At 71.6% G+C, this 25426-nt stretch carries 23 protein-coding genes; 8 read left to right on the top strand and 15 right to left on the bottom strand.

The window, feature by feature from the left end:
• Position 1 precedes the first annotated feature (1 nt).
• On the bottom strand, positions 2 to 925 hold the full coding sequence (locus AB0I82_RS09845) for an SGNH/GDSL hydrolase family protein (protein WP_363256622.1): 924 nt from the start codon (positions 923 to 925) through the stop codon (positions 2 to 4).
• A 326-nt stretch (positions 926 to 1251) separates the two neighbouring features.
• Here AB0I82_RS09845 and AB0I82_RS09840 point away from each other — a divergent pair, with 326 nt between their 5' ends.
• Both AB0I82_RS09840 and AB0I82_RS09835 read left to right on the top strand, forming a co-directional pair.
• Complete coding sequence (locus tag AB0I82_RS09840) at positions 1252 to 1746, top strand: DUF3145 domain-containing protein (protein WP_031055108.1); 495 nt, start codon at positions 1252 to 1254, stop codon at positions 1744 to 1746.
• A 51-nt stretch (positions 1747 to 1797) separates the two neighbouring features.
• The gene (locus AB0I82_RS09835) at positions 1798 to 2673 is read left to right on the top strand and encodes an NAD(P)-dependent oxidoreductase (protein WP_363256621.1); all 876 of its coding nucleotides are present in this window, start codon (positions 1798 to 1800) and stop codon (positions 2671 to 2673) included.
• Positions 2674 to 2805: 132 nt separating this feature from the next.
• Here AB0I82_RS09835 and AB0I82_RS09830 read toward each other — a convergent pair whose 3' ends face one another.
• From AB0I82_RS09830 to AB0I82_RS09810, 5 genes are all read right to left on the bottom strand, one after another.
• Positions 2806 to 4086 carry a beta-ketoacyl-[acyl-carrier-protein] synthase family protein gene (locus AB0I82_RS09830; protein WP_363256620.1) on the bottom strand — a complete coding sequence of 427 codons (1281 nt, stop codon included), beginning with the start codon at positions 4084 to 4086 and terminating at the stop codon, positions 2806 to 2808.
• Between the two features lie 76 nt (positions 4087 to 4162).
• Complete coding sequence (locus AB0I82_RS09825) at positions 4163 to 4411, bottom strand: acyl carrier protein (protein WP_363256618.1); 249 nt, start codon at positions 4409 to 4411, stop codon at positions 4163 to 4165.
• A gap of 102 nt (positions 4412 to 4513) precedes the next feature.
• A complete protein-coding gene (locus tag AB0I82_RS09820; protein WP_363256616.1) occupies positions 4514 to 5560 on the bottom strand; it encodes a ketoacyl-ACP synthase III in 1047 nt (348 codons plus the stop codon).
• Between the two features lie 14 nt (positions 5561 to 5574).
• Entirely contained in the window at positions 5575 to 6531 is a 957-nt protein-coding gene (locus AB0I82_RS09815; protein ID WP_363256615.1) for an ACP S-malonyltransferase, read from the bottom strand.
• A gap of 89 nt (positions 6532 to 6620) precedes the next feature.
• Positions 6621 to 7805, bottom strand: a complete 1185-nt coding sequence (locus tag AB0I82_RS09810; RefSeq protein WP_030249149.1) for a helix-turn-helix domain-containing protein — start codon at positions 7803 to 7805, stop codon at positions 6621 to 6623.
• Positions 7806 to 7953: 148 nt separating this feature from the next.
• On the opposite strand from AB0I82_RS09810, the gene AB0I82_RS09805 reads away from it, so the two are divergent.
• Positions 7954 to 8646 carry a pirin family protein gene (locus tag AB0I82_RS09805; protein ID WP_363256614.1) on the top strand — a complete coding sequence of 231 codons (693 nt, stop codon included), beginning with the start codon at positions 7954 to 7956 and terminating at the stop codon, positions 8644 to 8646.
• Positions 8647 to 8724: 78 nt separating this feature from the next.
• Here the strand turns inward: AB0I82_RS09805 and AB0I82_RS09800 are convergent, their stop codons facing one another.
• Entirely contained in the window at positions 8725 to 9549 is an 825-nt protein-coding gene (locus AB0I82_RS09800; RefSeq protein WP_363256613.1) for a serine hydrolase domain-containing protein, read from the bottom strand.
• A 161-nt stretch (positions 9550 to 9710) separates the two neighbouring features.
• Between AB0I82_RS09800 and AB0I82_RS09795 the strand changes: the two genes are divergently transcribed.
• On the top strand, positions 9711 to 10190 hold the full coding sequence (locus tag AB0I82_RS09795; RefSeq protein ID WP_363256612.1) for a MerR family transcriptional regulator: 480 nt from the start codon (positions 9711 to 9713) through the stop codon (positions 10188 to 10190).
• Positions 10183 to 11199, top strand: a complete 1017-nt coding sequence (locus tag AB0I82_RS09790; RefSeq protein WP_363256610.1) for an aldo/keto reductase — start codon at positions 10183 to 10185, stop codon at positions 11197 to 11199. Before AB0I82_RS09795 ends, AB0I82_RS09790 begins: the two co-directional genes overlap by 8 nt.
• Before the next feature lie 121 nt (positions 11200 to 11320).
• On the opposite strand, the gene AB0I82_RS09785 is transcribed toward AB0I82_RS09790, so the two are convergent.
• From AB0I82_RS09785 to AB0I82_RS09755, 7 genes are all read right to left on the bottom strand, one after another.
• Positions 11321 to 12670 (bottom strand): acyltransferase, encoded by a 1350-nt coding sequence (locus AB0I82_RS09785; RefSeq protein ID WP_363256609.1) that lies wholly within the window; start codon positions 12668 to 12670, stop codon positions 11321 to 11323.
• 26 nt (positions 12671 to 12696) lie between these two features.
• On the bottom strand, positions 12697 to 13962 hold the full coding sequence (locus AB0I82_RS09780) for an alpha/beta hydrolase (protein ID WP_363256608.1): 1266 nt from the start codon (positions 13960 to 13962) through the stop codon (positions 12697 to 12699).
• A 192-nt stretch (positions 13963 to 14154) separates the two neighbouring features.
• Entirely contained in the window at positions 14155 to 14835 is a 681-nt protein-coding gene (locus AB0I82_RS09775) for a response regulator transcription factor (RefSeq protein ID WP_363256607.1), read from the bottom strand.
• Positions 14832 to 16085: a sensor histidine kinase gene (locus tag AB0I82_RS09770; RefSeq protein WP_363256606.1), complete on the bottom strand. Its 1254-nt coding sequence runs from the start codon at positions 16083 to 16085 to the stop codon at positions 14832 to 14834. Before AB0I82_RS09770 ends, AB0I82_RS09775 begins: the two co-directional genes overlap by 4 nt.
• A gap of 189 nt (positions 16086 to 16274) precedes the next feature.
• On the bottom strand, positions 16275 to 17177 hold the full coding sequence (locus AB0I82_RS09765) for a DUF4429 domain-containing protein (protein ID WP_363256605.1): 903 nt from the start codon (positions 17175 to 17177) through the stop codon (positions 16275 to 16277).
• Positions 17178 to 17311: 134 nt separating this feature from the next.
• Positions 17312 to 18526: an alpha/beta hydrolase gene (locus tag AB0I82_RS09760; RefSeq protein ID WP_363256604.1), complete on the bottom strand. Its 1215-nt coding sequence runs from the start codon at positions 18524 to 18526 to the stop codon at positions 17312 to 17314.
• A gap of 145 nt (positions 18527 to 18671) precedes the next feature.
• A complete protein-coding gene (locus tag AB0I82_RS09755; protein WP_363256603.1) occupies positions 18672 to 19337 on the bottom strand; it encodes a TetR family transcriptional regulator in 666 nt (221 codons plus the stop codon).
• Between the two features lie 113 nt (positions 19338 to 19450).
• On the opposite strand from AB0I82_RS09755, the gene AB0I82_RS09750 reads away from it, so the two are divergent.
• Both AB0I82_RS09750 and AB0I82_RS09745 read left to right on the top strand, forming a co-directional pair.
• The gene (locus AB0I82_RS09750) at positions 19451 to 21052 is read left to right on the top strand and encodes an MFS transporter (protein WP_363256602.1); all 1602 of its coding nucleotides are present in this window, start codon (positions 19451 to 19453) and stop codon (positions 21050 to 21052) included.
• A gap of 106 nt (positions 21053 to 21158) precedes the next feature.
• Positions 21159 to 21515: a peptidase inhibitor family I36 protein gene (locus tag AB0I82_RS09745; RefSeq protein WP_363256601.1), complete on the top strand. Its 357-nt coding sequence runs from the start codon at positions 21159 to 21161 to the stop codon at positions 21513 to 21515.
• Positions 21516 to 21596: 81 nt separating this feature from the next.
• On the opposite strand, the gene aceE is transcribed toward AB0I82_RS09745, so the two are convergent.
• Positions 21597 to 24329 carry a pyruvate dehydrogenase (acetyl-transferring), homodimeric type gene (aceE, locus tag AB0I82_RS09740; protein ID WP_363256600.1) on the bottom strand — a complete coding sequence of 911 codons (2733 nt, stop codon included), beginning with the start codon at positions 24327 to 24329 and terminating at the stop codon, positions 21597 to 21599.
• 527 nt (positions 24330 to 24856) lie between these two features.
• On the opposite strand from aceE, the gene AB0I82_RS09735 reads away from it, so the two are divergent.
• Entirely contained in the window at positions 24857 to 25303 is a 447-nt protein-coding gene (locus tag AB0I82_RS09735) for a DUF3052 domain-containing protein (RefSeq protein ID WP_363256599.1), read from the top strand.
• Positions 25304 to 25426: the final 123 nt, after the last annotated feature.

Below are 25426 nucleotides of genomic sequence, written 5' to 3'. Positions count from 1 at the left end.
GTCAGCCGCGGCCTTCGGGGCGGGTGACGGTGCGGTAGGCCATCCCGGCCAGTTCCCGCTGGCCGCGCTTGCTCGGGTGGAACCAGTCCCACTCGCTCAACTCCCGGCCGGTGAAGCGGTAGTCGAAAACCGCCTGGTCGAAGCGGCAACGGCGGTCCTGCTCGCACACCTCGCGCAGCGCCGTGTTGTAGGCCACCACCCGGTCCCGCACGCCCTCCCTGCGGTCACTGGCGGCGCGCGAGACGTCGTCCGCGCCGTGCAGCATCGACTGGCAGATCCCGAGCTTCCACACCTGCTTGCCCACCGGATTCCGGCGGCCCTGCGACCACAGTCGCATCAGGTCGGGCACCGCGGCGACGTAGACCTGCGTACGGGGCAGCGCGCGGCGCAGCTTCTTCAGGGACGTCCGGAAACCGGCGCGGAATTCAGCCGTCGGTGTCATGGCGGAGGCGTTGTTCCGGCAGGCGTCGTTGGCGCCGATCAGGATCGTGACAAGTTGGGGTTTGTGCGGAATCGCTCGGTCGATCTGGCGAGGCAGATCGGCCATGAGCGCTCCGGTGCGGGCGTAGTTCCAGGCGTGCCCGGACGGGTCCGTCAGGAGGCGTTCGGCCAGGCTGCGGACGGCCGGATCCGTGCCCGTGGCCCAGGAGGCGGCGGAGCAGTCGGCCAGCAGTCCGCAGGCGTCGAAGCCGGCCGTTATCGAGTCACCCAGCGCGGCCACCGAATCCGGACGGGTGTCCCAAACCGGTGGGGGCGCCGGGTGCGGACGGGCGGATTCCGTGCGGCCGCGCGAGGCCGGGGAGTTGTCGCCGGCGTCGCCGGAACCGCAGGCCGGGACGGCGAGGAGCAGGGCGGCGGCGAGCATCGCGGGCACGGTGACCGGTCGCCGGCGGGGGCGTCCGGTGGCCCAGTTGATCTTTGCCATCCTCTGTCCCCCTCCGACGTGCGAGTGATATCTCTTCCGTGAGCGACGGTACGTCACTCCTCGGCGGTCACAGCGCGATAGCTTTGCCCCGTGGCCGTCGGGCGGCGACCTGGAGGAGTAGCGCACTCCCGTACGAACAAATTACAACACGTCATTTCCTGTCCCTTTTGTGGCGAATTGAGCCCCATGGTGTTTACTGTAGGTAACCTCGCGTGCTGGTGCCGAAGTGATCATTGGGGCAGAATGTCAGCAGCTGTCCCGGCCGCGACCGGAACGGGCACGAGGCCGCTGGGGAAGGCGAACCTCGAACCGTACTGGAGGTCCCGGTGACGACACGTGGAGTTCTGTACGTCCACTCCGCTCCGCGCGCGCTGTGCCCGCACGTCGAATGGGCCGTCGCGGGCGTCCTCGGCGTGCGCGTCAATCTCGACTGGATCCGCCAGCCCGCCTCGCCCGGCACGTGGCGCGCGGAGTTCTCCTGGCAGGGCGAGTCCGGCACCGCCTCCAAACTCGCCTCCGCGCTGCGCGGCTGGCACCTCCTGCGCTTCGAGGTGACCGCCGAGCCGTGCGCGGCCGCCGAGGGCGAGCGCTACAGCTCCACGCCCGACCTGGGCATCTTCCACGCCGTCACGGGCATCCACGGCGACATCCTGATCCCCGAGGACCGGCTGCGGGCCGCGGTGGCCCGCTCCGCGCGCGGCGAGACCGACCTGGCCGCCGAGGTCGCCCGGCTCCTCGGAAAGCCCTGGGACGACGAGTTGGAGCCCTTCCGGTACGCGGGCGAGGGCGCGCCGGTGCGGTGGCTGCACCAGGTCGTGTGAGGGCGCGGCGCGTTTGTCTTCGAGCTCGCTCGAAGACGTAGCGTGCCGTTCATGGCTGACAAGACCTCAGTGGCCGTACTGGGCACCGGAATCATGGGGGCCGCCATGGCCCGCAACCTCGCGCGCGCCGGCCTCGACGTCCGCGTATGGAACCGCACCCGCGCCAAGGCCGAACCGCTGGCCGCCGACGGCGCGCGAGTGGCCGACACCGCCGCCGCCGCGGTGGACGGCGCGGACATCCTGCTCACGATGGTGCACGACGGGCCCGCCGCACTGGACGCCGTACGGCAGGCCGAGCCCGCGCTGCGCCCCGGGCAGCTGTGGCTGCAGATGAGCACGGTCGGCCCCCAGGCGCTGGCGCCGCTCGCCCAGTTCGCGACCGCACATGGTCTGACCTTCGTCGACGCCCCGGTCCTCGGTACCAAGCAGCCCGCCGAGAACGGGGCCCTGACCGTCCTCGCGGCCGGACCGCAGGACGTACGGAAGGCCGCCGAGGAGGTCTTCGGAATCGTCGGGCAGCGCACGCTGTGGGCCGGTGAGGACGGCGCGAGCGGCGCCGGCAGCCGCCTCAAGCTCGTCGCCAACAGCTGGGTACTGACCATCATCAACGGCGCGGGCGAGGCGCTGGCGCTCGCCGAGGGCCTGGGTGTGGACCCGCGCGACTTCCTGGACGCGGTGGCCGGCGGCCCCCTCGACGTGCCGTACCTCCGGATGAAGTCCGAGCTGATCCTCTCCGGCGACTACCCGGCGAGCTTCACGGTCTCCGCGGGCCGCAAGGACGCGGCCCTGATCGCGACGGCCGCGGAGGGCGCCGGCGTACGGATGGACCTGGCGGCGGCCGCCGCCGAACGCTTCCGCAGGGCGGAGGCGGCGGGCCACGGCGACAAGGACGGCGCCGCCGCGTACTTCGCCTCTTTTTGCGGCTGAACCGCCGCCGCTCTCGCGGACCCAATTGCTCGCCGCCTGGGTTTCTCAATTAATGGTTGCGGCGTTCGACGGGCAAGACGAGGGCCCGCCCGGTTCAGCCGGGCGGGCCCTCACCACGTACGACGGCCGGCGTCAGACCGTACGGAACGCCAGAACCACGTTGTGGCCGCCGAAGCCGAACGAGTTGTTGATCGCGGCGATCGTGCCCTCCGGCAGCCGGCGGGGCTCGTTACGGACGATGTCCGCGTCGACCTCGTCGTCGAGGTTCTCGACGTTGATGGTCGGCGGGGCCTGGCGGTGGTGGAGCGCGAGGACCGTCGCGACGGTCTCGACGCCGCCCGCGCCGCCCAGCAGGTGGCCGGTCATCGACTTGGTACCGGAGATCGCGATGTGGTCCACGTCGTCGCCCAGCACCCGGCGCAGCGCCTTGATCTCGGCGATGTCACCCTGCGGGGTGGACGTGGCGTGCGCGTTGAGGTGCGCCAGCTCGGCCGGCTTGAGGTCGGTGGCGTCCAGCAGGTTCTGCACGGCCGCCGCGATGCCCCGGCCGGTCGGCTCGGGCTGCGCGATGTGGTGGCTGTCCGCGGACAGGCCCTGGCCCAGCACCTCGCAGTACACCTTGGCGCCGCGCTTGGCCGCGTGCTCCGCCGACTCCAGGATCACTACGCCCGCACCCTCACCGAGGACGAAGCCGTCCCGGGCGGTGTCGTACGGACGGGACGCCTTCTGCGGCTCGTCGTTGTTCTTCGACATCGCCATCATGTTCGCGAAGGCGACGATGGGAAGCGGGTGGATCGCCGCCTCGGTGCCGCCCGCGACGACCACATCGGCACGGCCGGTGCGGATCATCTCGACGGCGTACCCGATGGCCTCGGCGCCGGAGGCGCAGGCGCTCACGGGGGTGTGCACGCCCGCCTGCGCGCCGACCTCCAGGCCGACGTTGGCGGACGGGCCGTTGGGCATGAGCATGGGCACGGTGTGCGGGGAGACGCGGCGTACGCCCTTCTCCTTCAGCACGTCGTACTGGTCGAGCAGGGTGGTCACGCCGCCGATGCCGGAGGCGATCACGGTGCCCAGACGGTCCGGGTCGATCAGCGCCGAGCCGTCCTCGGCGGTGTCCTCGCCGGCCGGGCCGGTGTAACCGGCGTCGGCCCACGCCTCACGCGCGGCGATCAGCGCGAACTGCGCCGAGCGGTCGAGCTTGCGGGCGACGGGGCGCGGCAGGACCTGGTCCGGCTCGACGGCTGCGGTGGCGGCCATCCGGACGGGCAGGTCGGCAAAGCGCTCGTCTTCCAGGGGTCGCACGCCGGAGCGGCCCGCCATCAGACCTTCCCAGGTCGAAGCGGAGTCGCCACCCAGCGGTGTGGTTGCGCCGATACCGGTGACGACCACGGTGCGATTGGTCGCGTTCACGGAAATTCTTGTCTCCACAGGTAGAGGGGTCGAGAATCGACGGCGCCACCGCGGGGTGGCGACATGCCGGCCTGGATCAGGCCTGGTGCTCGAGGATGTACTTGGTGGCGTCGCCGACCGTCTTGAGGTTCTTGACGTCGTCGTCGGGGATCTTGACGTCGAAGCGCTCCTCGGCGGCGACGACGACCTCGACCATGGACAGCGAGTCGACGTCCAGGTCATCGGTGAAGGACTTGTCCAGCTTGACGTCCTCGGTGGGGATCCCGGCGATCTCGTTCACGATCTCGGCGAGACCTTCGACGATCTCTTCCTGAGTGGCGGCCATGTTGGCGCTCCTTCGGTGTTTTTCGAGTGAAACTGTGCGTTGCGGTGAAGTTCCGTACAGCCGCTGGATCGTCCGGAGACGTCGGCGCTGCGTAGATCTTGCCTAGGGGAGAGTAACGACCGTGGCGGCGTACACGAGACCCGCCCCGAACCCGATGACGAGTGCGGTGTCGCCGCTCTTGGCCTGACCGGTCGCCAGCAGCCGCTCCATCGCGAGCGGAATCGAGGCGGCCGAGGTGTTGCCGGTGGTCTCCACGTCACGGGCGACCGTGACGGACTCGGGGAGCTTGAGCGTCTTCACCATCGAGTCGATGATCCGCATGTTGGCCTGATGCGGGATGAAGACGTCCAGATCCTCGGGCTTGACGCCGGCCACGTCCAGGGCTTCCTGGGCGACCTTGGCCATCTCGAAGACCGCCCAGCGGAAGACCGCCTGGCCCTCCTGGGTGATCGCCGGGTAGCGGATCTCGTCCAAGGCAAGCTGGTCGGCGGGGCCGTTGCCGCCGGGCACCGGGGTGCGGCGGTAGACGTCCCAGCTCAGGGTCTGCTTGATGGTCTCGGACTTGTCGCCCTCCGAGCCCCAGACCGTCGGGCCGATGGCCGGCTCCTGCGACGGGCCCACGACCACGGCGCCCGCGCCGTCACCGAAGAGGAAGGCCGTCGCGCGGTCCTCCAGGTCGGTCAGGTCCGAGAGCCGCTCCACGCCGATGACCAGCACGTACTCGGCCGAGCCGTCGGTGATCATGCCCTTGGCCAGGGTCAGGCCGTAACCGAAGCCCGCGCAGCCCGCCGAGATGTCGAACGCGGCCGGCTTGCCCGCCCCTATCCGGTGCGCGATCTCCGTCGCGACCGCCGGGGTCTGCTTGAAGTGCGAGACCGTGGAGACGATCACGCCGCCGATCTGCTCCGGCGTGAGACCGGCATCGGCGATCGCCTTGCCCGCCGCCTCCACCGACATCGCCGCGACGGTCTCCTCGGGACCGGCCCAGTGACGCGTGGCGATGCCCGAGCGCGACCGGATCCACTCGTCGGACGAGTCGATGTACTTGAGGATCTCCTCGTTCGGCACGACATTGACGGGGCGGTAGCCGCCCACGCCCATGATCCGCGCGTACGGGGCGCCCTGCGCAGGCTTGATCTTCGAGGTCATGCTTGTCGGTCTCCTTATCCGGCCGAGTTCTCGGCAGCGGGAGAAGCGTGCTCGGCGATCAGCTCGCGGGCCGCGTCGAGGTCCTCCGGCGTCTTCAGCGCGAGGGTCTTCACACCGGGCAGCGCGCGCTTGGCGAGGCCCACCAGGGTCCCGCCGGGGGCCGCCTCGATCATCGCGGTGACGCCCAGTTCCTTGAAGGTCTCCATGCACAGGTCCCAGCGGACCGGGTTGGCCACCTGGCCCACCAGCCGCTGCACGACCTCCTGGCCGCCGGTGACGACCTGGCCGTCCTTGTTCGAGACGTACCGGGTGTGCGGAGCGGCGGGGGACAGCTCGGCCACCGCGGACTCCAGCGTGGCGACCGCCGGGGCCATGTGCACCGTGTGGAACGCGCCGGCCACCTTCAGCGGGACGACCCGGCGGGTGCCCTCCGGCTTGTCCTCGGCGAGCGCCGCCAGCTGCTCGGCGGTGCCGGCGGCCACGATCTGGCCCGCGCCGTTCACGTTCGCCGGGGTCAGGCCCAGCTTCTCCAGGTGCGGCAGGACCGTCTCCGGCTCGCCGCCCAGCAGGGCCGACATGCCGGTCTCGGTGACGGCCGCGGCCTCGGCCATGGCCAGACCACGCTTGCGTACGAGACCCATGGCGGCCTCGTCCGGCAGCACACCGGTCAGCGCGGCGGCGGCCAGCTCACCGACGCTGTGCCCGGCCGCGGCGCCGACGAGCGACGCGAAGTCCTCCGGCGTGGCGAAGAGCTGCCGCGCGGAGACCAGGGCGGAGGCGACCAGCAGCGGCTGGGCGACGGCGGTGTCACGGATTTCGTCCGCGTCCGCCTTCGTGCCGTAGTGCACCAGGTCGAGGTCGATGGCGTCGGACCAGGCACGCAGCCGGTCCTCGACACCGGGAAGGTCGAGCCAGGGAGTCAGGAAGCCGGGCGTCTGAGCGCCTTGGCCGGGAGCGACGAGTACGAGCACTCTCACACTCTCTCTTGTGGGAGGTCCCGCCCGCCCGTGGGGACAGGGACGAAGAACCATCGGGGTAATTGTGGGTGTCCAACAAAAGCTTAGGGTTGCGCCTCACCGTCGGCCAGGCGCCCCAGGATGAGGGCGATACGCAAGGTGAACGCCGAGCGGACATCGGACGGCGACCACCCGGTGACGTCGGTCACACGTCGGAGCCGGTAGCGCACGGTGTTGGGGTGCACGAAGAGCATCCGCGCCGCCCCCTCCAGGCTGCTCGCCTGCTCCAGATAGACGCTCAGCGTTTCGAGGAGGGCACTGCCTGCTTCCTCCAGTGGTCTGTAGATCTCCTCCACCAGCTGATCGCGCGCTGCGGGGTCTCCGGCCATCGCGCGCTCCGGCAGCAGATCGTCCGCCAGTACCGGCCGCGGCGCGTCCGGCCACGCCGCGCACGCCTTCAGGCCCGCCGCCGCTGCCTGCGCCGACCGCGTCGCCGCCAGCAGGTCCGAGACCACCGGACCCGCGACCACGGGACCCGCCGCGAACGGCCCGATCAGCGCCTTCGCCGCCTTCAGCGGCTCGTCCGAACCGCCCGCGATCACCACCAGCCGGGTCCCGAGCACACCCGTCAGCACCTGCAGCTTCGCGTGCCGCGCGGCCCGCCGGATCGCCTCGACCGTCAGCTCGCTGTCGCCGTCCGGCGCCGTACCGAGCACCACCGCGACATGCTCCGGGGAGTTCCAGCCCAGCGCCGCGGCCCGGGACACCGCGCCCTCGTCCGCCTCACCGGACAGCACGGCGTTGACGACCAGCGACTCCAGCCGCGCGTCCCAGGCGCCCCGGGCCTCCGCGGCCTGCGCGTAGACCTGTGCGGTCGCGAAGGCGATCTCCCGCGCGTACACCAGCAGCGCCTCGCGCAGCACCGATTCGTCACCCGGAGCGGCGACATCGTCGATCGCCGTCTCCATGACCTCGATCGTGGTGCGGACCATCTCCACGGTCTGCCGCAGCGTGATCGCCCGCGTCAGCTCGCGCGGCGCCGTACCGAAAACATCCGTGGAGATCGCCTGCGGGGTCTCCGGATGCCGGAACCACTCGGTGAAGGCCGCGATGCCCGCCTGCGCCACCAGGCCGATCCAGGACCGGTTCTCCGGCGGCATCGCCCGGTACCACGGCAGTGTCTCGTCCATGCGGGCGATGGCATGGGCCGCGAGCTTGCCGGAGGACTTCTCCAGGCGGCGCAGGGTCGCGGAGTGCGGGTGGGCGTCGTGCGATGCGGGTTCAGACACGGGGACAAGCCTGCCTCATCGGGGCGGGGTGGTGGCGCGGTGGGGCTACGGTGGCTGAATGCTGTGTTGATCCGGGGGGTGACCCTCGGGCCCCCAGCCGAGGCCTCTGCCGGGGCCGGCCGGCTTGGATCAGGAGAGGTGGACACGGGTGATCGAGGTACGCAGAGGCGAGGAGCGGTACCGGGGCGGGGACGCGGAAGCCGGCATCGACACGCGGCACGCCTTCTCCTTCGGCCACCACTACGACCCCGACAACATCCGCTTCGGCGCGATGATCGCCTGCAACGAGGAGCGGCTGGCCCCGGGCGCCGGCTTCGACGAACACCCGCACAGCAACACCGAGATCGTCACCTGGGTCGTCGAGGGCGAACTGACCCACCGCGACACCGCAGGGCACGAGACGCTCGTACGGGCCGGCGACGTGCAGCGGCTCAGCTCCGCCGCCGGGGTACGGCACGTCGAACGCAACGACTCCGACGGGCCGCTGTGCTTCGTGCAGATGTGGCTGGCCCCCACCGCCTTCGGCGGCGAGCCCGACTACGAAGTGGTGCGCGGCATCGCCGACGGCACCCCGTACGCCGTGCCGCGCGCCGATGCGATGCTGCACGTACGGCGGCTCGCGGCGGGCGACCGTACGGCCGTACCGGACGGCGCGCGGATCTACGTGCACGTCGTACGCGGCGCGGTACGCCTCGGCGACGCGCTCACCGACGGCGGCCCGGCGCTGCTGGAGGCGGGCGACGCGGCGCGCGTCACCGACGCCAAGGAGCTGGAGCTGACCGCCGAGTCCCCGGCGGAGCTCCTGATGTGGGAGATGCGCGAGGAACCCACGTACGGCTGATGCCCTGTGTGCGGCTTATGCCGGGGTGTGCACGGCTTACGCCCATGTACGGGCTGACGCCCGGTTCGCGGCCCGGTCTCAGGCCGCCCGCAGATCCGCCAGTACCGCGTCCGTGAAGGGCGGCCACGCCTCGATCGCCCACGGCCCGAACGCGCGGTCCGCGAGCGCGGCGCAGGCGGCGCCCGCGTCCGGGTCCACCCACAGGAACGTTCCGGCCTGCCCGAAGTGCCCGAACGTACGCGGCGACGATCCGGCACCCGTCCAGTGCGGCGCCTTCCCGTCCCGGATCTCGAAGCCCAGCCCCCAGTCGTTCGGCTTCTGGTTGCCGTACCCCGGCAGCACACCCGACAGCCCGGGGAAGACCACCGAGGTCGCCGCGTCCAGCGTCGCGCGCGCCAGCAGCCGCGGCGCCAGCAGCTCGGCGCCGAACCGGGCCAGGTCGGCGGCGGTCGACACGCCGTCCTTCGCCGGTGAGCCGTCGGCCGGCAGCTCGGTGGCCGTCATGCCCAGCGGATCGAGCACGGCCTCCTTCAAGTACTGCGGGAAGGGGATGTCCGTGGCCTTCGTGAGGTGCTCGCCCAGCGCCTCGAAACCGGCGTTGGAGTAGATCCGCCGCGTACCGGGCGCGGCCATCACCCGGTCCTCGTCGAACGCCAGCCCCGACGTGTGCGCGAGCAGATGCCGTACCGTGGCGCCGTCCGGGCCCGCCGGCTCGTCCAGCTCCACCGCGCCCTCCTCCACCGCGAGCAGCGCCGCGTACGCGGCCAGCAGCTTGGTCACGGAGGCCAATGCGAAGCGGTGCTCCTGCGGCCCGTGCGCACCGGCCACCGTGCCGTCGGCTCGTACGACGACCGCCGCAGCAGTGGGCACCGGCCAGTTCTCGATCATCCGCAGGCTCTCCATGGCGCCCAGCGTAACTTCCTCAAGATTCCGCCAAGTCTTCGCTTGCTTGGAGTGCACTCCAGCTCTCTAGCGTTGTCAGCGTCGTGAGCGAAACGGCGAGCAAAGCGGCGAGCGGAACAGCGAACGGCACGGCGAGCGGTACGGCGAACGGGAGAGACGGCATGACGGTCATCGAGAGCGCTCCGGTCACGGCGCCGACGAAGCCGCGCAACTGCGCCGGCCTGCGGTCCGGACCGCGGCGGCCGGACGGCCAGGACCGGTACACGATCAGCGAGGTCGTCGGCCTCACCGGACTCAGCGCCCACACCCTGCGCTGGTACGAACGCATCGGCCTGATGCCGCACGTCGACCGCACCCACACCGGGCAGCGCCGCTTCACCAACCGCGACCTGGACTGGCTGGACCTGGTGGGCAAGCTGCGGCTGACCGGAATGCCGGTCGCCGACATGGTCCGGTACGCCGAAATGGTCCGCGAAGGCCCCGCGACGTTCGCCGCCCGGGAACGGCTCCTCACGGCACACCGCGAGGACGTCCGGCAGCGGATCGCCGAACTGCGCGACACGCTGGACGTCCTCGACTACAAGATCGACCTGTACGCCGACGCCCGCCTGGCGTCGGAGAGGGAGCTGGAACATGGCTGAGCAGATCGCATCCGTCGAGCTGGGCAACGGGGGACCGCGCGTCGGCGTCCAGGGCCTCGGCTGCATGGGCATGAGCTGGGCGTACGGCCCCGGCTCCGACGCCGCCCAGACGCGCGGGACGCTGGAGCGCGCGCTCGAACTGGGCGTCACGCTGTACGACACCGCCGACGCCTACGGCGCCGGTGAGAACGAGAAACTCATCGCCCCCTTCATCCGGGCCCACCGCGACGAGGTCGTGCTGGCCACCAAGTTCTCGATCATCATGGACCCGTCCGACCCGTACAAGCGCGGCATCCGCAACGACCGCCCGTACATCCGCCAGGCCATCGAGGCGAGCCTCGCCCGTCTCGGCGTCGAGACCATCGACCTCTACTACATGCACCGCCGCGACGTGAATGTCCCCATCGAGGAGACGGTCGGCGCGATGGCCGAGCTGATCACCGAGGGCAAGGTCAAGCACCTGGGCCTGAGCGAGGTCACGGGCGAGGAACTGCGCGCCGCGCACGCCGTGCACCCGATCGCGGCCGTGCAGTCGGAGTGGTCGCTGTTCAGCCGGGACGTCGAAGCGGGCGTGGTGCCGGCCGCCGCCGAGCTGGGCGTCGGCTTCGTGCCGTACTCGCCGCTCGGCCGCGGCTTCCTGACCGGCTCGTTCGTCAGCGCCGACAAGGAACTGACCGAGGACGACTTCCGCCGCACGCAGCCGCGCTTCACCGGTGACAACGCGGCCGCCAACGCCGAACTGCTCGTACCCGTACGGGAGATCGCCGAGGCACGTGGAGTGACGCCGGGTCAGGTCGCGCTGGCATGGGTGCAGCAGCAGGCCGAAGTCCGCGGCCTCGCCGTGGTCCCGATCCCGGGCACCCGCCGCGCCGCCCGCGTCACGGAGAACACCGCCGCGACCTTCCTCCGCCTCACCCCCGAAGAACTCTCCCGCCTGGACCCCATCGCGTCCCGAGTAGCGGGCGACCGCTACGCCGACATGGCGTTCACTTCGGCGGGGCGGGAGTGAGGGGGAAGGGGTGAGGAGCGGGGGCTGGGGAGCGGGGGCTGAGGGACGGGGATTGAGGGACGGGGGCTGGGGTTTGGGGGCGGGGGTGGGGGCCTACTTGTGCGGTGGGGGAGGGCCCCACTCATCCCATACCCAGGGCGAAGAGGGTGAAGCCGGTGGAGAGGACCGCGGCGCCGCCGCGAAGCGCGCGCCCCGCGCCCCACGGCGCTTCGAAGCGCCGGGTGAGCAGCCCGATGCCCACCAGCAGCAGAGCGAAGACCGGCAGCCAGGTCAGGCGGGTCAGGAGCCAGGTCGTTGAGTCGGGGGCTGTGGTCAGGCCGGGGACTGGGCCGAAGTACGAGGACGGGACGGCCACTGCCAGCATCGCGGTCTGGTGCCAGCAGAAGATGGTCATCGCGCAGAGGTTGACGACCACGACCGGCGCCCACAGCGCCGGCCGGCGCAGCAGTGCGGCGATCCGGTCGCGCAGCAGGACGGCGGCTCCGCACTGCGCCGCAGCCAGCGCCGGGACCAGCAGCGACGGCGGGTGGGAGTTCGTCCGGGCGGTGCCGGGGACACCGACCATGCTTGCGGGGTAGTGGAAGAGCAGGAGGAGGGCGGCGAATACGGCCGCGCCGCCGGTCAGCAGCGTCCATGCGGCGCGTCGGCCGAGCCCCGCCCGCTGCCCGTACCGCGTCGGGGCGTCTCCCTCGCCCCAGCAGACGCCGAGTTGGTACGCGAAGAGCCAGCCGGGGAGCAGGTTGAGCAGGGCGAGCCAGGACGGTACGGCGGTGGCGTACGGGCCGTACCGCAGGAAGTCGACCACCGCGACGGCCGCGAACAGCGGAGCGGCGGCCCACGGCCCGAGCCGACGCGCGGCGCGTACGCAGTACGGCGTGAGCGCCGTGACCCCGGCGTACACGCCCACGAACCACAACGGCTGCACGACCAGCGTCGCCCCCGTCCGCAGCGTCGCCTCGGGCACCCCGGCGGCGGACAGCACCCCGATCAGCAGCGCCCATATGGCCGTCACGGCGAGCGCCGGGCGGCCCAGGCGGGTCAGTCGGCCGCCCAGCCAGCGCGCGGTGGACTCCCCGCGCCCGCTCGCGCGCCGGTAGGAGAGGACGGACGAGTATCCACCTACCAGGAAGAAGATCCCCAGCAGTTGGAGCACCCAGCTCACCGGCGCGAGGTAGCCGAGCGCGGACAGCGCGCTGGCGTTGTGCAGCGCGCCGTCGGCGTCCCGCGTGAAGCCGCCGGCCAGCCAGTGCCCGGTCGGCACGGCGAGCAGCGCGAGCGCCCGCAGCCCGTCGATCCCGCGGTCGCGATGCGCGGGGGTGCGGGCCTCGATGGCGGCCACGGCCCTGCGGAGCGGGCCCTGTTGCTCGGTTCGTTCGGTCCGGTCGGTCAGGTCGGTCCGTCCGGTCCGGAGTCCGCCGTCGGCGGCACCGGTGGCCGGTTCGGCACCGGGGTTCGGTAGCGCGAGGGTCATGGCGGTGTCCTTGGGTGAGGGCGCGGTCAGCGCACGCGGGAGGGGCGGCCGAGCACGATGTCGGCGAAGCCGTCCAGGGAGTCGGTGCCGGGCACGAGGTAGCCGGTGTGGCCCTCGGCGCGGTCGGCGGCGACGCGGCGCGCGCCGAACGCGGGGTCGGTCGGGTCGGTGCCGTGGCCCAGGCCCAGCACCTCGACGTTCGGGATGTTGCCGATCCAGTCCGAGGCGTCCCGGGCCGCCCACACCCGCCCGCCGGCGTGCAGGTCGGCCGCGCGCTCCGTACGAGCCCCCGGCGAGCCGAAGAGGACCACGTCGCCGACCGCGCTCCGTCCGGCGCGCGGCGACGCCAGGCCGCAGACGACGGAGCCGTAGCTGTGGCAGAGCAGGGCGGGCGCCGGGGCGCCGGTCGCGGCGAGTCCCGTCAGCAGCCGGGCCAGCCGCGGCGCGCCGGCCTCCGCGAGCCGCCCCGTCGCGGCGTCCGGGCCGAGCCCGACCGGCGTGGTGTAACCGGCCCAGGCGATCACCGCGGTGGGCGTCGCCGGCTCCTCGGCGGACATCCGGGCGCGTAGCGAGGCTGCCATGGCGGTCGGCGTGCCGTACCGGTCCCGCTCACGGTCGAACGACCCGAGGTCGATGTCCGAGCCGGGCACGACCACCGCCGTGCGCCGGGCCGCGCCGAGGTCTCCGTACACCTCGGCGACCTGGCCGCGGCCGCGCGGGTCGAAGAAGAGGATCTGCCGTCCGGGCGCGAGGAGTTCGGTGCAGCGGGCGGCCCGCGCGCGGGCCCGGCTGCGCTCCTCCGCAGTACGGGAGGGGTCGTCCGCGCGGGCGTACTGGCGGGCGCGTTCGGCCCGCAGGGCGCGGGCGTTCGCGCGGTAGCGCAGCTGTATGGGCGCGCCGTCCAAGGTGCCCACGGTCATCGGGTGCCGGTCGGCGAGCCGTTGCCGGTCTGCCTCGGGCAGACCGGCGAAGAAGCGGGCCACCGCGGCGGGCGAGGCGGTCGCGGGGTCGGGCAGCGGCCGGCCGAGCGTGTGGTCGGCGCGCCAGGCGGCGGCGCCGGGGGCGGGGCCGGTGACGGCGGGCTGCTCGGCACCGGCTGCCCAGCCGCCGGTGGCGGTGGCCAGGGCGATGACGGCGGCGAGGGCGGCCAGGCCGCGGCGGCGGCGACGCCGGGTCCGGGCCGGAGCGAGACCGGTCCGCGCGCCGTTGCGCGACTCGACGGCGGCGTCGGTGGTGTCGGCGGCGTCGGTGGTACGTGGCTCGGCGGTACGCAGCGGTGTGCGCGGCGGCATCGATGGTCTCCCTCTCCAGGTGATCTGGCGGAGGGAAACCTAGGAAGGGGGTGGGTGGTGCGGCGTCACACCACGGGGGCAACTGGTCGGTGATACCGGGGTAGGGGGTGGGGGACGTGGTCGGTGGCCGGGTGCGGCGCCGTTGTGGCTGGGCGCGCAGTTCCCCGCGCCCCTTAAGGGCGCAGCCCCCCCTTAAGGCGCGCCCGGTGTCACCAAGCCCGACTCGTACGCGAAGATCACGGCCTGGGCGCGGTCGCGCAGGGCCAGTTTGGCCAGCACCCGTCCGATGTGGGTCTTCACCGTCTGCTCGGCCAGCACCAGTTCGGCCGCGATCTCCTGGTTGGACAGGCCGCGTGCGATCAGCTCCAGTACCTCGGTCTCGCGCGCGGTGAGGCCGTTCAGGCGCAGCGCGGCGCGGTCCTTACGGGACGCGGGGCGCTGCCGCGCGAAGTCGGCGATCAGGCGGCGGGTCACCGAGGGGGCGAGCAGCGCCTCGCCCGCCGCCACGACCCGTACCGCGGAGATCAGGTCGGCCGGTGGCGCGTCCTTCAGCAGGAAGCCGGACGCGCCGGCGCGCAGCGCTTCGTATACGTAGTCGTCGACGTCGAAGGTGGTGAGCATCAGCACCTTCGGGCGGTGCGTGACGCCCGGGGGCGGGGAGAGCAGCTGCCGGGCCGCCTCCAGGCCGTCCATCTCCGGCATCCGGACGTCCATCAGCACCACGTCGGGGTGGGTGCGGCGGCTCAGTTCGACGCCCTGCGCCCCGTCCGCCGCGTCGCCGACGACGTCGATGTCGCTCTGCGCGGCGAGCAGCGCGGCGAAGCCCGCCCGCACCATGGCCTGGTCGTCAACGATGATCACGCGGGTGGTCATGCGCGTGTCGGGTCCTTCCCCGTCGGGGGCTCCGTGAGCGGGAGCCGGGCGGCGACACGGTAACCCCCGTCCGGCAGCGGGCCGGTGTCCAGGGTGCCGTTCAACAGGCGTACGCGCTCGCGCATCCCGATCAGCCCGTGGCCGGTCCCGGTCGTCTCCAGCGGCTCGGCGGCGCGCGGCGGCGGGCCGTTGACGACCAGGACCGTCAGGCCGGTGCGGTCCGGCGCGACCGAGACCCGGGTGCGCGCGCCGGGCGCGTGCCGTACGACGTTCGACAGCGCCTCCTGCACGATCCGGTACCCCGACAGGCCGACGGCGGGCGGGAGTTCGCCGAGCGCCCGGGAGAGCGACAATTCCACCGGCACACCGGCGCGTACGGTTCCCTCCACCAGCCGCTCCAGCTGATCCAGGCCCGGCTGCGGCGCCTTCTCGGGGCCGCCGTGCTGCTCGCTCTCCTCGCTGCGCAGCACGCCCAGCAGCCGGCGCATCTCGCCCAGCGACTCGCGCGCCGTCGCGGCGATCGTCCCGAACTCCTCGGCGGCTTCCGGCGGGAGCCCCTGGAGGCGGTACGGCGCGCTGTCCGCCTGCACCGTGATCACCGACATGTGGTGCGCGACCACGTCGTGCAGCTCGCGCGCGATACGGGTGCGCTCCTCCAGCAGCGTGCGCCGGGCGCGTTCCGCCTCGCTGATCGTTTCCTGCGCCGCCAACTGCCGCCGTGCGTCGCCCCGCTCCCGCAGCGCGCCCGCCAGCAGCAGCACCACGCCGGTGAGTACGAAGAGCAGCAGCCAGCTGGTGTCGGCGCGGGCGGGCCGGAGGAGGCTGAAGAGGATGCCGGCCCCGCCGGTGGCGAGCCACACGGCGAGCAGCACGCGGCGACGCTCGCGCAGTCCGAGGGCGAGCGCCAGGGCGAGGTACCCCACGATGGTGGGCGGCGGCCAGGGCCAGCTGGTGCCCTGGGCGGCGGGGACGACCGCCAGGACCAGCGCGGCGGCCAGGTCGGCCGTGAAGATCACCCACCACGCCTGCAGCGGGCGGGCCACCGCCAGCAGCAGCGGGGCGGTCTGGGCGACGCCGAGCGCACCGGCCAGCCCGCCGTTCATGCCGTAGTCGTTGCTCAGCACCACGATGGTGCTGGGCAGCAGCGAGACGGTGAACCCGAAGGCGACGACGTGCGGCAGCCATCGCAGCCGGCGCGGCCGGCCGGCGCCGAAGAGGGGCTCGGGGGAAGGGGAGGAGGACGTGGACATCGCCGGATCAGCGTATGCGGACCGGGTCCGCCGGGGCGTCATACCGGAGTCGTCGGTCCGGGGTCATACCGGGGTATGAGGCGCGGCCGTACGCGAGCCCGGCACTCCGCGGCAGCAGGACTCGCGCGTTCGCCGTACGAGGGATCGGCCCGCTGCGGTACGGGACCCGGCGCCGCACCGTACGAACCCCTACAGCTCCGCCAGCAGTTCGGCCTTCTTCGCGCTGAACTCGGCGTCCGTCAGCAGTCCTGCATCGTGCAGCTCGCCGAGCTGGCGTATGCGGTCGGCGATGTCGGCGGGGCCGCGGTGCGGCTCCAGGGGACGGCACTGCGGCGCGGGCGCGGGGGCCGGGCCCGCGGACCGTACGGCCTGCAGGACGGCCGCGGCGAACGGCAGCGACTCGTGGACCGGGCCGTAGCCGAGGCCGAAGATCACCGAGGCCGGGTCCTGTTCGGCGCCGTCCCGGCTCTCCTCCTCGGCGCCGTGCGCCAGCAGCCGCAGATAGCCGTTGTGCCACGTGCCGGACGGGGTGGTCGCGGAGCTGCCGTTCTCCGGGGAGCGCCACACCACGCCGGACAGCCCGTCGATCGCGAAGCTCTGGTCGCCGGACTTCCACTTCGCGGACGAGGCGCCGGTCCAGAACCAGCGGAACGCCACCGAGCTGCCGTCGAAGGACGCCTTGCCGTCGTACGCCTTGAAAGTCAGCGGCGGCTCCGGGGCCGCCACGAGGTGCTGCTCCGCGGGGCTCGCCGCGTCCGGGCCGAGGAAGCCGGTCAGCTGCTCGTGGTAGTACTCGGCACTGTCGGCCCGGTCGGCGGGGAGCACCAGGCGGTACGGGTCGGCGTCGTCCTTGAGCTGTCCGTCGGCGGCGTCCATCAGCGGATCGGCGCCCGGCCGGGGCCGGGCATGCAGGACCACCGTCCCGCGCCTGCCCCGCGAGAGCCGCACCGAGCTCAGCGCTTCGTAGGGGATGCGGCGCTCGCCGAGCGCCTGGAAGAGCTTGGGCTTGCGGATCCCCCGTTCGAAGCGGATGAGCACGGAGTCCGTGTCGAACTCCCAGACGGCATGAAAACCGGCCAGCACATCACCCATGCGGTTCATCGTAAGCGGCGGGCAGCCCGCCCGTCCCCCTTCCGTACAGCACTGTGCTACGCGCGTCACGCCGTTCCCCGGCCCCGTTGGCGGCTACGGGCGGCCGCCGGCCCCGTACGGCGCCGGGCCGGCCCTCACGCCAGGTCGGCCGCGCAGTCCCCGTCGTCGGTGGCGCAGCTGACGCCCGCGACCGCGCCGACCCCGACGAGCGCGAAGTTGGTCAGGCTCTGCGTCCCGCGGGCGAAGTACCCCGCGTGCCCGTCCGCGCCCGCCGCGGACAGCACCCGGGAGCCGAACGCCGGGTCCACCGGGTCGGCACCGTGCCCCAGCCCGCCGAACTCCAGGTTCGGGATGTCCTGGATCCAGTCGCCGGAGTCCCGCATCGCCCACACCCGGGCGGTGGTGTGCAGCGCGGCGGCGTTCTGGGCGCGCATGCCGGGGCTGCCCGCCACCACGATGTCGCCGACCCGGGAGGGCAGCTCGCGGGCGGCCACGCCGCACACCACGGAGCCGTAGCTGTGGCAGAACAGCGAGACATCGGCGCTCGTCGGCAGCGCGCCGATCATCGACTCCAGGCGCTGCGCGCCCGCCTGCGCCATCTGACCGGCCGCCGCGTCCACGCCGACGCCGGCGGGCGCGGTGTAGTCGGCCCAGGCGATCACGGCCGTACGGGCGTCGGGACGCACCGCGCGCTCCGCGTCGTACAGCGAGGACGCCATGCCCACCGGGGCCCGGACGGCCTGCTTGGTGCGCTCGAAGTTCACGAGATTGGTGTCCACGCCGGGCACCACGACCGACACCCGGCGGGCGTGCGTGAGATCACCGAAGACCTCGGCGGCGCGGCCGCCGGCGGCCGGGTCGAAGGAGAGGATCTGCCGCCCGGGCCGCATCATCGAGTCCAGGCGGTGCATCAGCCGGCCGGCCTCCTGGCGCCCCTCCGGCGTCAGCCGCGCGTCGTGCGAGCGCCGCGCGGCCACGTCGCGTGCCTGGTCCATGGCCTTGCGGTTGGCCTGGTAGCGCAGCGTGGCGGGGGCGCCGGCCATGTTGCCGACGGCGAGCGGATAGCGGTCGGCCAGCCGCAGCCGGTCGGCCTTGCGCAGCTTGGCGAAGAACTTGGCGATGCGGTGCGGTCCCGCGGCCGGGTCGGGCAGCCGGTGGCCGTGGAAGGTGCCGCCCGCCCAGGCGGCCCGGGAGCTGGCCAGGGGGTTGGTGTCGCCCTTCGTACCTCTGATGCCCGTCCAGCCGGTCACTGCGAGCATTACGAACACCACCGCCAGGGCGAGTGCCGCACGCCAGGCGGAGGACTGCAGAAAACCGGGAGGAGCGCCGAGCTCGGAGAAAGAAGTCACCGCGGGACAGCCTAGGAGACGGTATGCAGCGGCCGTGGATTGGGTGAGACAACTCACGTTTCAGTGTGGGTCATTAGGGTCAGACCGGACACTTCACGCCCATTTGTCCTGCTCACGCGTGCGGTGGCATGCTCAGGTGCTCGCGCTAAGGGGCGGTTTTCCGCCACTCACCGGCGATCGCCGGAACGATGCCGTCCAGATGCTGCTCGGTGGTCGCGCGGATGGACTCCACGCTGCACTCCCCGGCCTCGCCCCACAACCGCCCGGCCAGCCGCATCACGCCGCTGAACGCCGCCACCACGATCCGCGGCCGCGGATCGGTCTCCACGTCCAGGCCCTCGCGCCGGGCGATCACCGTGGCGATCAGCTCCTCCAGTTCGGAGCTGCGCCGCAGATGCGCGGCGACCAACGCGGGCGTCGACTCGATCATCTGGTACGTCCGCATGTGCAGCTCGACCGGGATGATCGACTCGATCACCTGGCCGAGGTCGTCCCAGGCCAGCAGGACGGCGTTACGCAGCGCCTCCAGCGGGGCCTCGGCGGCCGGGCGGGCCCGCAGCGCCTCCAGGAAGCGCGCCTCCACTATCTCCTGGACGGCGAAGACCACGTCTTCCTTGGTGGTGAAGTACCGGAAGAACGTCCGCTGGGAGACGTCGACCGCCTCGGCGATCTCGTCGATCGTGGTGCGGTCGTACCCCTGCTGAGTGCACAGTTCCAGCGCCGCGCGGATCAGCGCGTCGTGCGTACGCCGCTTCTTCCGCTCGCGCAGTCCGCACCGCAGCCCCTCACGCGGCGTCATCTCGGCCCTCATGCGCCGCCCTCCTTGGTGGATCACTGCTGCTCACGATACCTGTGAGCTAACTGACAGTTACTGACGAACGAATCTCTTTGTCAACTGTCAGTGGCTGACATTATTGTCGCCGTATGAGCTCACAGACCCCGGTAGCCGAGGCGATACCGGACATACCGACCCCGGAGCCGCGCAGGGGGCTGCGTGGCCATCCCTGGCTGACCCTTTTCTCCGTCGCGATCGGCGTGATGATGGTGGCCCTCGACGGCACCATCGTCGCCATCGCCAACCCCGCCATCCAGCAGGACCTCGGTGCCACGCTCGCCGACGTCCAATGGATCACCAACGGATACCTCCTCGCGCTCGCCGTCGCGCTGATCACGGCCGGCAAGCTCGGTGACCGCTTCGGCCACCGGCAGACCTTCCTCATCGGCGTGGTCGGCTTCGCCCTCGCCTCCGGGGCGATCGGCCTCTCCAGCGAGGTGTCGCTGGTCATCGTCTTCCGCGTTCTGCAGGGCCTCTTCGGCGCGCTGCTGATGCCGGCCGCGCTCGGCCTGCTGCGCGCGACCTTCCCGGCCGAGAAGCTCAACATGGCCATCGGCATCTGGGGCATGGTCATCGGCGCGTCCACCGCGGGCGGCCCGATCGTCGGCGGCCTGCTCGTCGAGCACGTCAACTGGCAGTCCGTCTTCTTCATCAACGTGCCCGTCGGCGTCCTCGCCCTCGCACTGGGCCTGGTGATCCTCAAGGACCACCGCGCGAAGAACGCGCCGCGCTCGTTCGACATCCCCGGCATCGTGCTGCTGTCCGGCGCGATGTTCTGCCTCATCTGGGCGCTCATCAAGGCCGGCGAGTGGGGCTGGGGCGACGGGAAGACCTGGGGCTTCCTGATCGGCTCGATCGTGCTCTTCGCGCTCTTCGCGGTGCTGGAGAGCAAGGTCCGCGAGCCGCTCATCCCGCTGCGCATGTTCCGCTCCGTACCGCTCACCGCGGGCACGGTCCTGATGGTGCTGATGGCCTTCGCCTTCATGGGCGGCCTGTTCTTCGTCACCTTCTACTTGCAGAACGTGCACGGGATGAGCCCGGTGGACAGCGGTCTGCACCTGCTCCCGCTCACCGGCATGATGATCGTCGGCTCGCCGCTCGCGGGCGCGATGATCACCAAGTTCGGGCCGCGGGTGCCGTTGGTCGGCGGCATGGTCCTCACCGCCGTCGCGATGTACGGGATGTCCACGCTGGACACCGGCACCGGTACCGGCGCGATGTCCCTCTGGTTCGCCCTCCTGGGCCTCGGCCTGGCGCCGGTCATGGTCGGCGCGACGGAGGTCATCGTCGGCAACGCGCCGATGGAGCTGTCCGGCGTCGCCGGTGGGCTGCAGCAGGCCGCGATGCAGGTCGGCGGGAGCCTTGGTACGGCCGTACTGGGTGCGGTGATGGCCTCTCGGGTGAGCAATGAGCTGCCCGGGAACTGGAATGGTGCGCACTTGCCGCCCATTCCGGCGGCGCAGCTGGACAAGGCCGCGGATGCGGTTGCCGTCGGTATGGCGCCGGTGCCGAAGGGCACGCCGGCTCCCTTCGCGGAGAAGATCACGGCGGTCGCCCACGAGACCTTCATCTCTGGGATGGGGCTCGCGTTCACGGTTGCCTGTGGTGTCGCCATCGTGGCGGCGGCGGTTGCGGTCCTCACCAAGCGTGGGGCGAATGCGGAGGCCGGCGCGGGGGTCGGGCACATCTAGGTCGTGCCTTGGCCGCGGCAACCTTTCGGCTCTCGTTTACCCCGTCGGGGTGGACGGGGGCCGATTGTCTTATCCACGTACCGCCGGGGGCGTCAGCGTGGCGCCCATGCGTACGTACATCCTTGCCGCCACCCTCGGCACCGCCGCACTGCTCAGCACGACCTTTGCCGCGGACGCGGCCTCTGGCGGGTGTGCCGCCGGGCAGCTCTGTCTCTGGCCGAAGGCCGGTTATGAAGGCCCGCGCAACACCCATGAGCTCTCCGATACCGATATCGAGAGCTGTGTGCCGCTGCCGGACGGTCGCCCCGCGCGGTCCTTCGCGAACCGCACGGGGCGGCCCGTGACCACGTTCCAGAGTGCCGAGTGCGCCGAGACCGGCGAGTTCGATACGTATCCGGGCGGCGGGACGTACGTGCCGGACGCGCCGTACGCGGTGCGGGCGTTCCGGATCGCGGAGCGGTGAAACGCGCCGCCCGGAAGGGCGAAGGGCCCGGGCAGCCATGCTGCCCGGGCCCTTCATCCCGGAATCACCACCGCGGAGCGGTTACGCGTCGCCGCCGGCCTCGCCGGCCTCCGCTGCCGTGACGTCCAGCAGCTGGTAGCGGTCGATGGCCTGCTTCAGGGCCGAGCGGTCGATCTTGCCCTCCTTGGCGAGCTCGGTGAGCACGCCCAGGACGATCGACTGCGCGTCGATGTGGAAGAAGCGGCGCGCCGCGCCACGGGTGTCGGCGAAGCCGAAGCCGTCCGCGCCGAGGGACTGGTACGTCCCCGGGACCCAGCGGGCGATCTGGTCGGGAACCGAACGCATCCAGTCGGAGACGGCCACGAACGGACCCTCGGCGCCGGAGAGCTTCCGCGTCACGTACGGAACGCGCTGCTCCTCCTCGGGATGCAGGAGGTTGTGCTCCTCCGCCTCGACGGCTTCGCGGCGCAGCTCGTTCCAGGAGGTCGCCGACCAGACGTCCGCCTTGACGTTCCACTCCTCGGCGAGGATCTGCTGGGCCTCGAGCGCCCACGGCACGGCCACGCCGGACGCCATGATCTGCGCCGGGATGGAGCCAGCGGAGCCGTTCGCGACCTTGTGGATACCGGCGAGGATGCCCTCGACGTCCACGTCCTCCGGCTCGGCCGGGTGCACGATCGGCTCGTTGTAGACCGTGAGGTAGTAGAAGATGTCCTCGCTGTTCTCGCCGTACATGCGGCGCAGACCGTCCTTGACGATGTGCGCGATCTCGTACCCGAAGGCCGGGTCGTAGGCGACACACGCCGGGTTGGTCGAGGCCAGCAGCTGGGAGTGGCCGTCGGCGTGCTGCAGACCCTCACCGGTCAGGGTCGTACGGCCCGCGGTCGCACCCAGGACGAAACCGCGCGCCAGCTGGTCGGCCATCTGCCAGAACTGGTCGCCGGTCCGCTGGAAACCGAACATCGAGTAGAAGACGTACACCGGGATCAGCGGCTCGCCGTGCGTGGCGTAGGCCGAGCCCGCCGCGATCAGCGACGCCGTGCAGCCGGCCTCGGTGATGCCGTCGTGCAGCATCTGGCCGGTCGGCGACTCCTTGTACGCCAGCAGCAGCTCGCGGTCGACCGACTCGTAGATCTGGCCCAGCGGGTTGTAGATCTTGGAGGTCGGGAAGAACGCGTCCATGCCGAAGGTGCGGTACTCGTCCGGCGCGATCGGCACGAAGCGCTTGCCGATCTCCTTGTCCCGCATCAGGTCCTTCAGGACGCGGACGAACGCCATGGTCGTGGCGATCTTCTGCTGCCCCGAGCCCTTCTTGGCGGTCGCGTAGGCCTTGTCGCCCGGCAGCTGCAGCGGCTTCGCGCGCACGACACGGGTCGGGACGTACCCGCCGTTCTCCTTGCGGCGGTCGTGCATGTACTGGATCTCTTCGGAGTCCCGGCCGGGGTGGTAGTACGGCGGGACGCCGTCCTCCAGGTCCTTGTCCGGGATCGGCAGGCGCAGCCGGTCGCGGAACATCTTCAGGTCGTCGACCGTCAGCTTCTTCATCTGGTGGGTCGCGTTGCGGCCCTCGAAGTTCGGGCCGAGCGTCCAGCCCTTGACGGTCTGCGCGAGGATCACGGTCGGCTGGCCCTTGTGCGCCTTGGCCGCCGCGTAGGCCGCGAAGATCTTCTTGTGGTCGTGACCGCCGCGGCCCAGGTGCAGGATCTGGTCGTCGGTCATGTTCTCGACCATCTTGCGCAGCCGGTGGTCGCTGCCGAAGAAGTGCTCGCGGATGTACGCACCGGTCTCGGTGGCGTACGTCTGGAACTGGCCGTCCGGCGTGGTGTTCAGCTTGTTGACCAGCACGCCGTCCCGGTCCTGCGCGAGCAGCGGGTCCCAGGAGCGGTCCCAGACCAGCTTGATCACGTTCCAGCCGGCGCCGCGGAACTGCGACTCCAGCTCCTGCATGATCTTGCCGTTGCCGCGGACCGGGCCGTCCAGGCGCTGCAGGTTGCAGTTGACGACGAAGGTGAGGTTGTCCAGGCCCTCGCGCGCGGCGATGGACAGCTGGCCGAGCGACTCCGGCTCGTCCATCTCGCCGTCGCCGAGGAACGCCCACACGTGGCTGTCGGAGGTGTCGGCGATGCCGCGCGCCTCCATGTAGCGGTTCATCCGGGCCTGGTAGATCGCGCCGAGCGGGCCGAGGCCCATCGAGACGGTCGGGAACTCCCAGAAGTCCGGCATCAGCCGCGGGTGCGGGTAGCTGGAGAGGCCGTTGGGGGCCTTGGACTTCTCCTGGCGGAAGGCGTCCAGCTGGTCGGAGGAGAGCCGGTCCAGGAGGTACGCGCGGGCGTACACGCCGGGGGAGGCGTGGCCCTGGAAGAAGATCTGGTCGCCGCCCTTGCCGTCGTCCTTGCCCCGGAAGAAGTGGTTGAAGCCCACGTCGTACAGGGAGGCGGAGGAGGCGAAGGTGGCGATGTGGCCGCCGACACCGATACCGGGGCGCTGGGCCCGGGAGACCATGACGGCCGCGTTCCACCGGGTCGCGTTCAGGACCTTGCGCTCGATCTCCTCGTTGCCGGGGAAGAACGGCTCGTCCTTGGTGGCGATGGTGTTGACGTAGTCCGTGCTGCGCATCTCCGGCACGGCCACGCGCTTCTCGCGGGCCCGCTCGATGAGGCGGAGCATGAGGTAGCGGGCACGTTCCCGGCCTCGCTCATCGACGGCTGCGTCGAGCGAGTCGAGCCATTCCTGGGTCTCTTCAGGATCGAAGTCCGGGACCTGGCTGGGAAGGCCGCCAATGATGATCGGGTTGCGATCGGATCCGGAAGCCACGCTGTTCCTTCACTGTTCTGGTCGTGTCGTACTTTGCACGCATGTGAGGTCCATGCAATGCCGAGTACGAGGTCAGATTTCTGTCTCTGCTGGTGTCGCGCCGTCTTCCATCGTGTACCGAGGCACGCGGATACGTCATCTCTACCTGCTGGTAACCGTCCCTGGTGGACGGCCGCCGGTAGGCGCGCCCCCGGGGAGACCAAATCGCAACCATACGCCCATGTCGCGCGCCCCCGGCGGCCGGCCGTACGGTTATCGAACACCCGCATGCGGGCTGTCCGTGCCCCTCGCCGGGGCCGGTCGCGCGCGTGTACCCCACAAGACCAGCCCGACGCTGTGGCGTGAATCACCGCGGCGCGGGGTAGAAGGGGTCGTAGTTGCGGCGAGACGGCCGTATCCGTCACCGTTTTGGCGGTCTGGAGGGCCGGGTACTTGCGCGATTCGCCCCGCCCGTGTGGACTACGCCCAATGCCCCGCGCACGCGCGAGGTGTAAGGCATATCCACAAGACATGACAGGAGGCAATCCGTGAGCGCGACCGCGGACCACGCGGAGGAGCGGACAAGCCTGGCCGAGAGGCTGGGTTTCCGGCCCGGGCAGGTGGTCCAGGAGATCGGCTACGACGATGACGTCGACATGGAGCTCCGCGAGCACATCGAGAAGGCCATCGGTGACGATGGCGAGCTCGTCGACGAGGACTACGACGACGTGGCCGACGCCGTGGTGCTCTGGTTCCGCGAGGACGACGGGGACCTGACCGATGCACTGGTGGACGCGATCGCGTACATCGAGGAAGGCGCCCCGATCCTGCTGCTGACTCCGAAGACCGGCCGCGACGGCTATGTCGAGCCGAGTGAGATCAGCGACGCCGCTTCCACCGCGGGCCTGACCGCGAGCAAGAGCGTCAATGCGGGCAAGGACTGGTCGGGCAGCCGCCTGGCCACGCCGAAGGCCGCGAAGGCCGGCAAGCGCTGAGCCTCCGTCCCCGACGCGGCCCGCCCTGAGAGGCGGTCCGGACAAACCCTTCGAGCCCCCGCGGGCCACTGGCCCGCGGGGGCTCGATGCGTACCGGCCGGCGGGCCGCCCGTAGGGTTGGCG

The sequence above is a fragment of the Streptomyces sp. NPDC050315 genome, assembly GCF_040655775.1.
Lineage (GTDB): Bacteria > Actinomycetota > Actinomycetes > Streptomycetales > Streptomycetaceae > Streptomyces.
The sequence above is the reverse complement of the archived record's forward strand: the minus strand, read 5'-3'. Positions and strand labels throughout refer to the sequence as shown.